16 protein-coding genes are annotated in these 13,698 nt (G+C 72.1%); 4 read left to right on the top strand and 12 right to left on the bottom strand.

Annotation, left to right across the window (positions count from 1 at the left end):
* Positions 1 to 26: 26 nt before the first annotated feature.
* From amaP to AB0N07_RS20180, 5 genes are read right to left on the bottom strand one after another with little or no spacing between them, the layout of a single operon-like run.
* Positions 27 to 605, bottom strand: coding sequence for an alkaline shock response membrane anchor protein AmaP (amaP, locus tag AB0N07_RS20200; RefSeq protein ID WP_365836803.1), 579 nt, complete (start codon positions 603 to 605; stop codon positions 27 to 29).
* 5 nt (positions 606 to 610) lie between these two features.
* Positions 611 to 1,261, bottom strand: a complete 651-nt coding sequence (locus tag AB0N07_RS20195; RefSeq protein ID WP_365836801.1) for a DUF6286 domain-containing protein — start codon at positions 1,259 to 1,261, stop codon at positions 611 to 613.
* Complete coding sequence (locus AB0N07_RS20190; RefSeq protein ID WP_365836799.1) at positions 1,258 to 1,641, bottom strand: Asp23/Gls24 family envelope stress response protein; 384 nt, start codon at positions 1,639 to 1,641, stop codon at positions 1,258 to 1,260. Before AB0N07_RS20190 ends, AB0N07_RS20195 begins: the two co-directional genes overlap by 4 nt.
* Positions 1,638 to 1,823, bottom strand: a complete 186-nt coding sequence (locus tag AB0N07_RS20185) for a hypothetical protein (protein WP_365836797.1) — start codon at positions 1,821 to 1,823, stop codon at positions 1,638 to 1,640. Before AB0N07_RS20185 ends, AB0N07_RS20190 begins: the two co-directional genes overlap by 4 nt.
* Before the next feature lie 43 nt (positions 1,824 to 1,866).
* Positions 1,867 to 2,364 (bottom strand): Asp23/Gls24 family envelope stress response protein, encoded by a 498-nt coding sequence (locus AB0N07_RS20180; RefSeq protein WP_365836795.1) that lies wholly within the window; start codon positions 2,362 to 2,364, stop codon positions 1,867 to 1,869.
* Positions 2,365 to 2,512: 148 nt separating this feature from the next.
* On the opposite strand from AB0N07_RS20180, the gene AB0N07_RS20175 reads away from it, so the two are divergent.
* Entirely contained in the window at positions 2,513 to 3,220 is a 708-nt protein-coding gene (locus AB0N07_RS20175; protein WP_365836793.1) for a nucleopolyhedrovirus P10 family protein, read from the top strand.
* Between the two features lie 100 nt (positions 3,221 to 3,320).
* On the opposite strand, the gene AB0N07_RS20170 is transcribed toward AB0N07_RS20175, so the two are convergent.
* The 7 genes from AB0N07_RS20170 to AB0N07_RS20140 form a co-directional block, all read right to left on the bottom strand.
* A complete protein-coding gene (locus tag AB0N07_RS20170) occupies positions 3,321 to 4,124 on the bottom strand; it encodes an enoyl-CoA hydratase/isomerase family protein (RefSeq protein ID WP_266953959.1) in 804 nt (267 codons plus the stop codon).
* 129 nt (positions 4,125 to 4,253) lie between these two features.
* Entirely contained in the window at positions 4,254 to 4,475 is a 222-nt protein-coding gene (locus AB0N07_RS20165) for a helix-turn-helix domain-containing protein (protein ID WP_004002281.1), read from the bottom strand.
* 363 nt (positions 4,476 to 4,838) lie between these two features.
* Positions 4,839 to 6,437 carry an ABC-F family ATP-binding cassette domain-containing protein gene (locus AB0N07_RS20160; RefSeq protein ID WP_365836790.1) on the bottom strand — a complete coding sequence of 533 codons (1,599 nt, stop codon included), beginning with the start codon at positions 6,435 to 6,437 and terminating at the stop codon, positions 4,839 to 4,841.
* Between the two features lie 90 nt (positions 6,438 to 6,527).
* Positions 6,528 to 7,088 (bottom strand): hypothetical protein, encoded by a 561-nt coding sequence (locus AB0N07_RS20155; RefSeq protein ID WP_365836788.1) that lies wholly within the window; start codon positions 7,086 to 7,088, stop codon positions 6,528 to 6,530.
* 317 nt (positions 7,089 to 7,405) lie between these two features.
* Positions 7,406 to 8,806: a hypothetical protein gene (locus tag AB0N07_RS20150; RefSeq protein WP_365836786.1), complete on the bottom strand. Its 1,401-nt coding sequence runs from the start codon at positions 8,804 to 8,806 to the stop codon at positions 7,406 to 7,408.
* A gap of 180 nt (positions 8,807 to 8,986) precedes the next feature.
* Complete coding sequence (locus AB0N07_RS20145; RefSeq protein WP_365836784.1) at positions 8,987 to 10,105, bottom strand: alpha/beta fold hydrolase; 1,119 nt, start codon at positions 10,103 to 10,105, stop codon at positions 8,987 to 8,989.
* Between the two features lie 112 nt (positions 10,106 to 10,217).
* Positions 10,218 to 10,949: a class II aldolase/adducin family protein gene (locus tag AB0N07_RS20140; protein WP_365836782.1), complete on the bottom strand. Its 732-nt coding sequence runs from the start codon at positions 10,947 to 10,949 to the stop codon at positions 10,218 to 10,220.
* A gap of 196 nt (positions 10,950 to 11,145) precedes the next feature.
* Here AB0N07_RS20140 and AB0N07_RS20135 point away from each other — a divergent pair, with 196 nt between their 5' ends.
* The 3 genes from AB0N07_RS20135 (at position 11,146) to AB0N07_RS20125 (ending at position 13,569) form a co-directional block, all read left to right on the top strand.
* A complete protein-coding gene (locus tag AB0N07_RS20135; protein WP_365836780.1) occupies positions 11,146 to 11,895 on the top strand; it encodes a lysozyme in 750 nt (249 codons plus the stop codon).
* 152 nt (positions 11,896 to 12,047) lie between these two features.
* Entirely contained in the window at positions 12,048 to 13,307 is a 1,260-nt protein-coding gene (locus AB0N07_RS20130; protein WP_365836778.1) for an inorganic phosphate transporter, read from the top strand.
* 34 nt (positions 13,308 to 13,341) lie between these two features.
* Positions 13,342 to 13,569 carry a hypothetical protein gene (locus AB0N07_RS20125; protein ID WP_115908926.1) on the top strand — a complete coding sequence of 76 codons (228 nt, stop codon included), beginning with the start codon at positions 13,342 to 13,344 and terminating at the stop codon, positions 13,567 to 13,569.
* Positions 13,570 to 13,698: the final 129 nt, after the last annotated feature.

The raw sequence follows: 13,698 nt of genomic DNA, 5'->3' as shown, positions 1-13,698 counted from the left end.
TCCCCGGCGCCCAAAATGAGGGGCGGTCAACTCACCCTTTCCGCGCGGTGCTTGACGCCTTTCATCCGCACCTTAGCCGGAAATGCGGCAAGACCCGCGGAATTGCGTGCGTGCATCAGGGCGCGGGTCGTGAGGTCGTGCAGGGCCGTTCCCGGGTCCACGTGCGGTTCCAGGTGGAGTTGCACGCGCGCCTCGGGGGCGGTGCGGCGGCCGGTCAACTGGACATGGACATGCGCCACGCCCTCCAACCCGCCCGCCTCGCTCGCGAGTACGCCTTCCAGGGCCCGGCCCCGCAGCAGCGCGCCCTCGCCGTCGCCGGTGTCCACCAGGACCTCGGCGAGGCGGCGCCGGCGCAGGACCGCGGCCAGCCACCACAGGGCGAGCAGCACCAGGACGGCCAGGACGCCGATGACGGTCGGCCACCACCAGCCGGAGCCCTGCCAGCGGGTGCGTTCGGCGTCGCTGAGCAGGACGTCGTGCCGGCCGTGGTGGATCCACCAGGACGGTGGCGGAGCGCCGAGTCCGACGGCCAGGACCGAGCCGCCCAGCAGGAGCAGGGCGAGCCCGACGATCCCGATCAGTACCCGGTTGACGATCCTGAGCATCGTCCTCACCCCTTCCGTCCGGGACGCCGTACGTGCACGGACAGCGCGGGCGGGTGGGTGAGCCCCAGCCCGCTGATCGCGTCGTCGAGCGTGGCGTTCAGGTCGGCGCGTACGTCGCCCAGTTCGCGGAAGTGCGAGAGGGCGTACACATCGGCGCGGGTGCGGCGCATCCGGACCCGAACCGACTGGACGCCGGCGACCTCCATGGCCCGGTCGCGCAGCACGAAGGCGGCCGCCTCGCGGTGCAGTCCGGCGCGGACGTCGACGTGGGTGCGCCGCATCGGCAGGATCCCGCGCAGGCCGGGCGTGAGCGCCAGTACGAGCATCCAGAGGCCGAGGGCGGCGGCGACCCCGGCGCCGACGAGCACCCAGGTGTCGTCGAGGTGGCGCTCGGCGAGCTGACGGGCGAGTTCGCGGCGCCAGGCCATCGCGGGCCGGTGCGCCCGTACGGCCGCGATGTCGTACAGGAGCAGGCCCGCGACCGACAGGACAAGCAGCGCCACGATGGCCGCGGGGAGGCGGCGCGCCGACCAGAAGCGACCCTGATCGCCGTCGTGGCCGGAGGGCGCAGGCCCGTAGGCCGGTTCGTCGGCGGGTGCCTTCTCGATGACCGGCAGTCGTTGTGTGGTGCCCTCGGAGCCCTGGAGCTCGCTCATCGCGTCCTCCCCTGTGCCACGCCGTGTGCCGGGGTCAGATGCAGCCGCTCCACGTGGACGGCGACCTCCGGCACCTCCATGCCCACCAACGCGCCTACCCGCGAAGCGACATGTCGACGCACATCCGCGCAGCGGGCGCCGATGTCGCAGGGATAGTCGAGTTCGATGTGCACGCGGACGTGGGCGGCTTCATGGTGGACGACGACGGTGGCGTACGGGGGTGAGCTGTCCCCGGACTGGTCGCTGAGCGTCTCCCTGGCCGCCTGGCCGGCGATCTTGGCGACCACCCGGTCGGCGATCCTGGTGGCCCCGCGCTCGCCGAGCGCGACGGTGGCCGTCGGTCTGCGCGGCTCACCGACACCGTCGCTCACCCTGCTCACCGCCGACGGTCGTCAGGCGGACGGAAGAACTCGCCGATCTCCAGATCCCCCTCCAGGAACCGGCCGACGACGAACCCGATGGCGCCCAGGGCGGCCACCAGCAGGAAGGCGCCGAAGCCGCCGAAGTACCCGGCGAAGCCCAGCGCCATTCCGGCGATCATGCCGACCACGGCCCTGCTCATCGTGCGCTCCCCTCAGTGCTGCGGTTGTCCGGTCGCCGGCCGGTCACTGGATCCGGGGCTCCGGCTCCTCGTCCTCTTCCTCCGGCAGCTTCACATCGCTCACCGCGATGTTGACCTCGACGACCTCGAGGCCCGCCATCCGCTCCACCGCGGCGATGACGTTCTCCCGCACGGCGCGGGCGACGTCGGAGATGGAGACCCCGTAGTCGACGACGATCTCCAGGTCCAGTGCCGTCTGCACCTCGCCGACCTCGGCCTTCACACCCCGCGTCACGGACTTCGAGCCGCCCGGCACCCGGTCGCGCACGGCCCCGAAGGTGCGGCTGAGCCCGCTGCCGAGGGCATGCACGCCCACCACGTCCCGCGCGGCCAGTCCGGCGATCTTCTCCACGACCCCGTCCGCGATGGTCGTCCGCCCCCGGGTGGCGGGGTCTCCTCCGCCGCGCCGCGTCGGCTGCACTTTGCGCACCGTCGGGGGGTCCGTCGCCTCGCTCGTTCCTTGGGGGTTCCTCGTCCGGCCCTGCTCCGTCATGTCGGTCATCGCCGCACGTCCCTTTCGGTTCGTCGTCCTACGACCACGGTAAGTGGGGTTCCGCCGCCGCGCGCCGGGGATGCGGCAGGCTGAAGGAATGACGACGGAACCGTGGGCTGAGAAAAGAGGGTGGCGCGAAGCGCCTTCGAACAGGGCGGTGGTGGGAGACGGGTGGGCGGTACGGCACCAGTTGGGCCTCGGCAGACTCCTGCCGCTGGGCGGGCCGCACGACGGCTCGTGGATCTCGCATGCGGCGGCCGAGTCGGTGCTCCGACGCGCGGTCGGGGAACTGCACGGGGTACGGCTGGACGCGCTCCGCATCGCACTCGCCGCCCCGGACACCGCTCACGACCCCGCCGTACCACCACCGCCGAGCGCCCTGCCGCCCGGACCGCTGCGCGTGACCGCGGACTTCGCGGCGACGGCGTCCGAGCCCCTGCCGACGAGGGCGGCCCTCGTACGTACGACGCTGGCAGCCGCGGCAACGGAACTGCTCGGCCTGGCGCTGGCCGAGGTGGACCTGCGGGTCACGGCCCTGCTGGACGAGGAACCGGAGGCCGCCCCCGTACCCGCGCCGGAGCCGCCACGCGCCGCCGAGCCCGACGACCAGGACGAACTGCGCGCGGCGACCGCCGCGCTGATGGTCCCGGGCGTCACCCACCTGACGGGCGGCCTGGGCCGAGCGGCGGTACACATCACGGCCCTCCAGGAGGAAGGCAGCCTCCCGCACCGCCACGCCCGCGTGGAGTTCGCGGTGAGCGCGAACCACCGGGCGTCGGACGTGGCCCTCGCGGTCCGTGCGGCGGTCGCAGAGTCGCTAACGGATCACCCCACGGTGGCGGTGCTGGTAACCGCGGTCAGCTGAAGCCCCCATAGGGGCGCGGGGCTGTGACATCAGCGGCTCCGCCGCGGGGCGCGACCAGCCACAACGAACCCGCAGCCAAACACGCACCACCGCCGGAGGCTCACTCGCCGAGACCGGCAAGATCCCGCAACCGCCGCGCCTGCGCAGCCCGCTCAGCGGCACGCTGCTCATCGTAGGAACGACCCTGCGCACCCCGAATCAGCGCCTTGGTCTCGATCACGGCGTCCCGCGGCGCAGCCAGAATCGCCGACGCCAGATCCCGCACCGCCCCGTCGAGCTGATCGCCCGGCACCGCGAGGTTGGCGAGACCCGTGCTGACGGCCTCCTCGGCCAGAACGGCACGCCCGGTCGCACAGATCTCCAGCGCGCGGGCATAACCGACCAGCCCCACCAGCGGATGCGTTCCCGTCAGGTCCGGCACCAGCCCGAGGCTGGTCTCGCGCATGGCGAACTGCACGTCGTCGGCGACGACGCGCAGGTCACAGGCGAGCGCGAGCTGGAAGCCCGCACCGATGGCGTGGCCCTGGACGGCGGCGATCGACACGAGGTCGCTCCGCCGCCACCAGGTGAAACCGGCCTGGAACTCCGCGATGCTCGCGTCGAGTTCACCGTCGCTGCTGCGCGCAAGGTCGATGAACGTCGGCTCGCCCTCGATTCCCTCGGGCGTGAACATCTGCCGGTCGAGCCCGGCCGAGAAGGACTGCCCCTCGGCGCGCAGCACGACGACGCGGACGGAGCCCGGCAGGACCCGCCCGGCCTCGGCGAGCGCACGCCACATCGCGGGGCTCTGCGCGTTGCGCTTGGCAGGGTTGGTCAGCGTCACCGTGGCGATCGCGTCGTCGACGGTGAGCCGTACGCCGTCCTTGTCGAGTACCGGACCGAGGTCCTGGGCGGGCGAAGCCATGGAGTGCCTCCGATGAGTGCGGTCAGCAGAGCAAGCTAAAGCGCAAAGCTAAGTGACTGCACAGTAACCACCCGGCCGATCTGCCGACCGACCGGGTGGCCACCATCGAAGCCGATGGGCCGCCCGGGATCAGGACGAGGCGGCCTTCTTGCCCCGCGTCGCCCCGCCACGCCCACGGAGCGTGACGCCCGACTCACTGAGCATCCGGTGCACGAAGCCATACGAGCGGCCGGTTTCCTCGGCCAGCGCCCGAATGCTCGCACCGGAGTCGTACTTTTTCTTCAGGTCTGCCGCGAGCTTGTCGCGCGCGGCGCCGGTTACCCGGCTGCCCTTCTTCAGAGTCTCGGCCACCCGTGCCTCCTCATGGGAAGTGCGCTCTGGTCCTCTCATGATCACCCCTCCGGGCTTTCATGGCCACCCATTCGGCAAGGTCCGTGAGACAGGGTTTTGACGACAGGAGCGCACCCCCACAAGCGGAATCTGTAATTCCCCCCCGGCCGCGTTCGTACCGCCGAACGGGTTCTCTTGTGAAGGGCCAGGTCAGAGACGTGCGAGGGCCGAGCCCTTGTCGATAAAGGGCTCGGCCGCGAAATGGATGTAGGACACACCTCGGTACGAGGAGATCTCACACAGATGATGGATCACGGATCGGCCGAATGATCCATACGCCGTGGATCACGCCTTCGATCAAGCCCCGCTGACGATCCAGCGCGCTCAGGCGAGGGCGACCAGGTCCGCGTAGTCGGCGCCCCACAGGTCCTCGACGCCGTCCGGCAGCAGGATGATCCGCTCGGGCTGCAGCGCCTCGACTGCGCCCTCGTCGTGGGTGACCAGGACGACCGCACCCTTGTAGGTGCGCAGGGCGCCGAGGATCTCCTCGCGGCTGGCGGGGTCGAGGTTGTTGGTCGGCTCGTCAAGGAGCAGGACGTTCGCGGAGGAGACGACCAGGGTCGCAAGCGCCAGGCGGGTCTTCTCGCCGCCGGACAGCACACCGGCCGGCTTGTCGACGTCGTCGCCGGAGAACAGGAACGAGCCGAGCACCTTGCGGACCTCGACGAGGTCCAGGTCGGGGGCGGAGGAACGCATGTTCTCCAGGACCGAGCGCTCCGGGTCGAGGGTCTCGTGCTCCTGTGCGTAGTAGCCGAGCTTGAGGCCGTGGCCCTCGACGACCTCGCCGGTGTCGGGTTTCTCGACGCCGCCGAGGAGGCGGAGGAGGGTCGTCTTGCCGGCGCCGTTGAGGCCGAGGATGACGACGCGGGAGCCCTTGTCGATGGCCAGGTCGACGTCGGTGAAGATCTCCAGCGAGCCGTACGACTTGGACAGTCCCTCGGCGGTGAGCGGCGTCTTGCCGCACGGCGCGGGCTCGGGGAAGCGCAGCTTGGCGACCTTGTCGCTCTGGCGCACCGCCTCCAGGCCGGAGAGCAGCTTGTCCGCGCGCCGGGCCATGTTCTGCGCGGCCACCGTCTTGGTGGCCTTGGCGCGCATCTTGTCGGCCTGCGAATGCAGGGCGGCGGCCTTCTTCTCGGCGTTGGCCCGCTCGCGCTTGCGGCGCTTCTCATCGGCCTCGCGCTGCTGCTGGTAGAGCTTCCAGCCCATGTTGTAGATGTCGATCTGGGCGCGGTTGGCGTCCAGGTAGAACACCTTGTTGACGACCGTCTCGACCAGGTCGACGTCGTGGGAGATCACGATGAAGCCGCCGCGGTAGGTCTTCAGGTAGTCGCGCAGCCAGACGATCGAATCCGCGTCGAGGTGGTTCGTCGGCTCGTCCAGCAGCAGGGTGTCCGCGTCGGAGAACAGGATGCGGGCCAGTTCGATACGGCGGCGCTGACCGCCGGAGAGCGTGTGCAGCGGCTGGCCGAGCACCCGGTCGGGCAGGTTGAGCGCGGCGGCGATGGTGGCGGCCTCGGCCTCGGCGGCGTACCCGCCCTTGGTGAGGAACTCCGTCTCCTGGCGCTCGTACTGCTTCAGTGCCTTCTCGCGGGTCGCGCCCTGTCCGTTCGCGATGCGCTGCTCGTTGTCGCGCATCTTGCGGATCAGTACGTCGAGGCCGCGCGCCGAGAGGATGCGGTCGCGGGCGAGGATGTCGAGGTCGCCGGTGCGGGGGTCCTGCGGGAGGTAGCCGACCTCTCCGGAGCGGGTGACCGTGCCGCCTGCCGGGATGCCCTCGCCGGCCAGGACCTTGGTGAGGGTGGTCTTGCCGGCGCCGTTGCGGCCGACCAGGCCGATGCGGTCGCCCTTGGCGATACGGAAGGAGGCGGACTCGATGAGGACGCGGGCACCGGCGCGCAGCTCGATACCGGAGGCGGAGATCACGGACAGGCTCCAGGGCAGAAAGGGTTGACGGGTGGGCGGCTGAGGCGTTCCCGCCGTCTAATGCGCGAGGAGAATGGCCATGGGCCAAGTCTAACGGGGCCGTGCAAGCACTTTTTCTGTGTTCGGGTGTTCGGGCCGCCTGCCGGGGACGTCGTTGCCGAGGGGTGTGCGGTGCGGGGTGATGCGGCCCAGGTCGTCGACGGCGATGAGCTGGGACGTCCACGCCGCCGCCGGGCAGGGCTGGGCGACGATCAGCGCTCCGGCGTGACGTACGGCACGCCCGGGCGGGAAGACGCACCCTTCGTGCGCCGGCACCACCCAGCGCAGGTCGCCGTCGGCGAGGCGGTAGGCGGCGATGCGGGGCGGGGTGACGACGGCGAGGATCCCGCGGCCGAGGAGGCACAGCACTCCGGTGCCGCCCTGGGCGGGCAGCCAGTCGTCGGCCGCGGGCAGGGCCCGGTGCCGGCGGACGGAGGTGCCGTCGTGCGCGGTGACCAGGCCGTCGTCCCAGAGCGTGACGGCCTCGCCGCGCGCGGGGCGCACGGCGAGTGGCTGGCGGCCCTCACGCGCGTAGTACGCGTGGGTGGCGAAGCGGTCGCCGTAGGGGGCGGGGCGGGTCGCGTGGAGGGCGGCCAGGACGGGCACGGCCATGAGCAGGGCCAGGACGGTGGGCAGGCGGCGGCGTGGGCCCGGGCGTGCCGTGCGGCCCCGGGGCGGCGGGGTTCGGCTCCGTCACCTCGACCGGCCGAACGACCACTTTGCCCCCTTCGGCACCCAATGCCCCGGATCCGGCGCGGAGCGTAGTCGCGTGCGCGGGGGATACGGCGGTGGGCGAGCGGGGGTGTCACCCGTTCGGCCCTGCGCCTGGCGCCCGGCGATGTGCCGTCGTGCGACTGCGGCGCCGTCGTGACTGGTCGCGCGCAGCGGCGGAGCCGCTGATGTCACAGCCCCGCGCCCCTGAAGGGCGCTCAGCTTCCGCCGGTGTGCACCTGGAACGCGGCGCGGCGCACCGCCTTCGCCAGGGCCGGGTCCGGGTGGGCCGCCGCGAGGGCGACGAGGACCTGGACGGTGCGGGGGTGGCCTACGGCCCGTACCTCTTCCAGGAGCAGGGGGACCGTCGGCTGCACGGCCGACTCCAGGTGGCGTACGAGCATCGGGGCCTCGCCGTGGTCGGCGACCGCGGCGGCGGTGTCGACCCACAGCCAGGTGGCCTCCTCGCGGGTGAGGACCTCGTGGGCGTCCTCGGGGTCGACGCCGTCGTGCTCGGCCAGCCACAGCAGGGCGTACGGCCGCAGGGTCGGCTCGTCGGCGACGGCGCTGACGTCCGGCTCGGCGGGGGCGCCGACCACGCGCAGCGCCTCGAAGGCGAGACCGCGCAGCAGGGCGTCGTCGCCGCGGGCGGCGGCGATGAGTTCGGTGACGGCGCTGCCGACGGGGCGGGCGGCGAGCCAGGCGCGGTATTCGGCGCGGGCGGCGTTGGGGCGCAGCTGGGCGCAGCCGCGGAGCATCTCGTCGGCGGCGACCTCGATGTTCCCGGCGGGGCTCTGCGCGGCGACGCAGATCTGCTCCAGCTTGACCCAGACGGCCCAGCTGCCGAGCGGGGTGAGGGTGGCCTGTCCGCCGCCGTAGGTGAGGGCGCCGACGGAGGCGAGGGCGTGCAGGGCCCAGTCGAGCAGGGGCGCGAGCGGGGCGTCGAGGGCCGGCGGCTGCTCGGCGGGCTCGGGCTGGGGGCCGTAGGGAATCTCGCAGCGCTCGGTGCGCAGTTCGGTGACCCGCTGCTCCAGGAGGTCGAGGAGCTGGTCGACCGGGACGGGCCCGGCGGACAGCTGGAGGAAGGAGAGCACCTGGGGCATGGCCGAGACGACCTCGGCGACGGCGGCGGGCTCGTGGTCCGCGGGCTCGCCGTGGGCGAGGGACCAGGCGTCGAAGAGGGCGACCCAGCCCCGCAGGACGGCGCTGTCGTCGCGGTTCCAGGCGCGCAGCCGCCAGCCGGGGCGGGCGCTGTCGCCGTGCACCTCGACGAGGCCGGCGAGGCGGGCGGTGTCCCAGTCGGCGCGGACCTGAGCCACGGTCAACCCGAGGTCCCGGGCGGCCCGTTCGGCGGTCGCGTCGGCGAGGGTGGCCTTGCCGTCGGCGGTCGCGCCGTCGCTGCCCGGGCCGAGCGCGGCGTCGGCCCAGCGGGCGACGCGGGCCGCCGCGGCCAGCTGGGAGCGAGCCATTCTGGCCAGCTCCGCGGGTGCCGGGGTGCCCTCAGGGGGGCGGGGTGCGGCGCGGCGCGGGCGGCGCTGGTTCACGGCTCTGGGGGCGGCGGACAGGGATCGCGGGCCGACGAGTCGAAGCCTGGAGTCGCGCGGGATACGGGACGTCACGGGTGCAGTCTTCCGGTTGACGGTCCGAAAACCCAAACGGAATGTCACGGCGGGCGACGGGACTGGCCAACGCACGGGGTCCGGCGGGCGGCTCGGGGACGGGAACAGGCCAGTGGTACGGCCTTAAACGGAATGGTGCCGACTGTTCAGCTCCGCTCGGGCCCGGCACCGCGGGAGGGATCACATGAGGGGGGTGAGGAAGCGGCGCAACGCTTCTTCGTAGGCCTCCGGGTCGGCGTTCCACATCGCTGAGTGCGGGGCGTTCGGGACCGTGCGCAGAGCGATCAGGTTGGGACGGGCGTGGGCGAGCCGGCGGGAGTACTCCCAGGGGGCCAGGGTGTCGTCCGGGCCGTGGAATATCAGCGTCGGGACGGTGAGCTGCTCGGCCTCGGCGGTGCGCTCGCGTTCCATGCCGGTACGTCCCTGGGCGGCCCTGACGGCGAGCGGCAGGAGTGCGCCCGGTGTGCGGCGGGCGGCGGCGAGGGCGCGCAGCGTCGTGGCCCAGCTGAGCACCGGGGAGTCCAGGACCAGTCCGGAGATGCTGTCGCGCAGCCCGGAGTGGGCGGCGGCGCGCAGCGCCATGGTGGCGCCGGTCGACCAGCCGTGCAGGACGACCTGTTTGGCGCCGTGGCTGACGGCGTGCCGGATCGCCGCGTCCACGTCGCGCCACTCCGTCTCGCCGAGGTGGCCCAGGCCGTCCGGGGAGCGGGGTGCGCCGGGGTCGCCGCGGTAGGCGAGGGCGAGCACCGGGAAGCGCTGGCGGTGCAGGAACTCCATGATGTTCATGGGGAGTTCACGGGTGGCTCCCAGCCCGTGCACGGCGATCACCCAGGTCTGCCGCACGCCGGGCACGAACCAGGCGGGCAGGGAGCCGAGTTCGCCGGGGATGGCGACGTCGGTGTGGGGCAGTCCGAGTGCGCTGCCCGGGTCGCCGGTGTGCAGGTTCGGGGTCAGCCGCACCTTGTCGCCGGGCTCCAGGGTGCCGTGGGTGACCCGTTCCAGGCGGCGGACGACGGTGTCGGCGGAGTGCGTTGCCGTGGCGAGGACGGGGCCGACGACCGCGTGGGTGCCGTCGCCGGCGAGGCCGTAGGTGCCGGGGCGCATGGCCGCCAGGTCGCGGGTGAGCGCGATCTGGCCGGCGGCCGTGGCGTGCACGGTGAGCCGGGGTTCGGTGGGCAGGGGCCGGCCCGGCGGCGCCTTGAGCGCCGCGTCGCTCGCGAACCGGCCGGCGGCCACGCTTGCCGCGCCGGCCGCCAGGGCTACGGTGACGGCTGCAGCCGTCGCTTTGACTGTGCGCACCCGTCCAGTGTCCTGGCGGACCCGGCCACCGGCCAGCGGGAGGACGGGACGGGATGAGGGGGAAGACCGCGGCGGGGTGTGCCCGCTCGGACCGAGCGCGGTTTCCCGGGCTTCACTTCCGTTGCCCGTAGCCCCGCAGCTTTTCCCCCGCCTCCGCCACCTGCTCGCGGGACAGCAGCGTCGGGGACATGCCCGGCACCGAGGACGCCGTCAGCCACAGCCGGCACATCCATTCCAGTTGGGCCGTGCGGTCGTAGGCCTGGTCGAGGGTGGTGCCGTAGGCCATCGTGCCGTGGTTCTGCAGGAGGCAGGCGGTGCGGTCGGCGAGGGCCTGGAGCATGTTCTCGGCCAACTCGTCGCTGCCGTATGTCGCATAGAGGGCAACCCGGACAGGTCCGCCGAGGGCGCCTGCCATGTAGTGGATCGCCGGGAGCTCGGGGACGAGCGTCGAGACGGCCGTCGCGTGCACGGCGTGGGTGTGGACGACGGCGCGGGCGTCGGTGGTGCGGTGGATCGCAAGGTGCATGGGGAGTTCGCTCGTCGGGACGAGCCTGCCGAGCACCTGGTGGCCGTCGAGGTCGACGCCGGTCACGTCCTCGGGCGTGAGCCGGTCGTAGGGCACGCCCGAGGGTGTGACCAGCACGGTGTCCCCGACGCGCACCGAGACATTGCCGGAGGTGCCGACGACGAGGCCGTCGGCGACGGTGCGGCGGGCGGTCGCGACGAGCGCTTGCCAGGCGTGCGCCGCCTCGGCACTCACGCCTCTCCCCCACCGCTCCGGCACGTCCTGCACACCTTCCCGCGCATCCCGTTCGCCTCGCTGGTCCCGCCGCTGCTCAGCCATGCCGCGATCCTGCCAGGCACACCTCCGCCGCGCCGTCGGGCGGGGGCACTTTAGGGCGGAAGCCACGCCTCCGAAAGGCCGCTTACAGGGTCATATCAGCCTCTCTCCATGCTTGGCCTGAGATCATCGGGCATTCGACGACCTTCCAGTAATCTCCCGTTGTTTTGTCGTGCACGTCGCCATTCCGGGGGGAAATATGGCTCGTGATCACAAACCGCCGCGCCGCCGCACCCGCGTCCTCGCGGTCTCCGCGGCGGCCCTCACCGTCACCGGGGCGGCCCTCGCCGGGCTTCCGGCCTCGGCGGCGAGTCTGCCGCAGGGCCACGACGTCTCTTCGCACCAGAAGAACGTCGACTGGTCGAGCGCGAAGGCGAAGGGCGCCAGGTTCGTCTACGTCAAGGCGACCGAGTCCACGAACTACCTCAACCCGTACTTCAGCCAGCAGTACAACGGCGCCCGCAGCGCCGGCATCATCCGCGGGGCCTACCACTTCGCACTGCCGGACAAGTCGTCGGGCAGCACACAGGCCGCGTACTTCGTGAACCACGGCGGCGGGTGGAGGTCGGACGGCTGGACGCTGCCGCCCGCGCTCGACATCGAATACAACCCGTACAGCGCCAAGCACAGGTGTTACGGACTGAGCAAGGTGCGCATGGTCAGCTGGATCAAGTCGTTCAGCGACGAGGTGAAGCGGCTCACCGGCCGCCACCCGGTGATCTACACGACCACCCACTGGTGGAACACCTGCACCGGCGGAAGCGGCGCGTTCGCCTCCGACCACGCGCTGTGGATAGCCCGTCACGAGTCCGGGGCCACGGGTTCCCTGCCGACCGGCTGGTCGTTCTGGACCTTCTGGCAGTACGGCAACAGCGGCAGCCTGCCGGGTGACCAGAATCTCTTCAACGGGTCGCAGACCCAGCTGAGGGAGTTCGCCCGGGGCTACTGACCAAGGGGCGCCGAGGAGCCGGGGGTCGCCGGGACAGGACAGTGCGGCGACCCCCTCATCCGGACATTGTGCGGCCGTCCCCAGTTCATCTTCCGTTCACCCAGGTTGCCTACGGTCAACCGACCGTTGACTTCGAACGATTGCCTGGGTAAATGGAAAACTTCTCGCTGATCCTCGCGATTGTGGTAGTAACCGCACTCGCGTTTGATTTCACGAACGGTTTCCACGACACCGCCAACGCGATGGCCACCACCATCTCGACCGGCGCGCTCAAGCCCAAGGTCGCGGTGGCCATGTCCGCCGTGCTGAACCTTGCGGGTGCCTTCCTCTCCGTGGAGGTCGCCAACACGATCTCCAAGGGGCTCGTCGACGAGACCGGCATACGTCCCGAGGTCATCTTCGCGGCGCTGGTCGGCGCGATCCTCTGGAACCTGCTGACCTGGCTCGTGGGGCTTCCCTCCAGTTCCTCGCACGCCCTGATGGGCGGCCTGATCGGCGCCACCATCGCCTCGGCCGGCATGGGCGCGGTGCACGGCGACGTGCTCGTCACCAAGGTGCTCATCCCTGCGCTCGCCGCCCCTATCGTCGCGGGCCTGGCAGCACTGCTCGCGACCCGGCTGTCGTATTCCCTGGGCACTCTCGGCAAGCAGGCCGACGGCAAGGCCGCCGAGAAGGGCTACCGCGTCGGCCAGATCGCCTCCGCGGGCCTGGTCTCGCTGGCCCACGGCACCAACGACGCACAGAAGACGATGGGCATCATCACCCTCGCCCTGGTCGCCGGCGGCGCCGTCGCTCCCAACTCCGACCCGCCCACCTGGGTCATCCTCTCCGCGGGCCTCGCCATCGCGCTCGGCACCTGGCTCGGCGGCTGGCGCATCATCCGCACCATGGGCAAGGGTCTGACCGAGCTGCAGCCGCAGCAGGGCTTCGCCGCCCAGACCAGTGCGGCCACGGTCATCCTGGCCTCCTCGCACCTCGGCTTCTCCCTCTCCACCACCCACTCGGTCTCCGGTTCGGTGATGGGCGCGGGCCTCGGCCGCAAGGGCGGCGTGGTCCGCTGGTCGACGGCGACCCGGATGCTCGTGGCCTGGTGCCTGACGCTGCCGGCCGCGGCACTGGTCGGTGCGGGCGCTGAATCCGTGACGGATCTCGGTGACTGGGGCACCGCCGTCGTCGCCGTCTTCCTGGTCGTCGCCAGTGCGGCCATCTGGAAGATCTCCCGCCGCGAGGTCATCGACGCGTCGAACGTCAACGAGAGCGAGGAACCGCCCGGCGTGGTGACCACGGCGATCGCCGCCGTGACCCCGCCCCCGGCGGGCACGGTGACCGAGGACCTGACGGCCACGATCCCCGCCCCGGCCCCCGCGACCGCCGTCCCCGACCCGGCGACCCCGCCGGCCGCGGCCGTCTGAGCCCGCCCACCCGGTACGAAGGAAGAGAAGCAGCATGAAGATCGACTGGGCAGCCCTGGGCTCCGTCTTCGGCGTCAGCCTCGCGGTCACGGTGGGCCTCGTGGCCCTGTTCACCCTCGGCATCATGGGCCTGTCGCGCCGCGAGCGGGCCGTGGCACAGGGCAACTCGGCGTCCCTGGCGGTGGCCGGCGCATACGTGGCCTTCGCGGGCTGCGCGGCGGCGGTGGCGTACGGAATCCATCTGGTGGTCACCAAGGCCTGAGGCCGCGGCCGCACCGCCTTTCCCCACTGTCCCGCGGGGGGGGGTAACAAACGTTAGGGGGTGCGAGGCCCCCCGGGTTGGGCTGGCCGGGGTGGAACGCCGGGGGGGGGGGGGCGACCACCACCCCCA

This window comes from Streptomyces sp. NPDC051172 (assembly GCF_040682555.1).
Taxonomy (GTDB): domain Bacteria; phylum Actinomycetota; class Actinomycetes; order Streptomycetales; family Streptomycetaceae; genus Streptomyces.
Note: the sequence above shows the minus strand (reverse complement) of the source record. Positions and strands in the feature narration are given on the sequence as shown.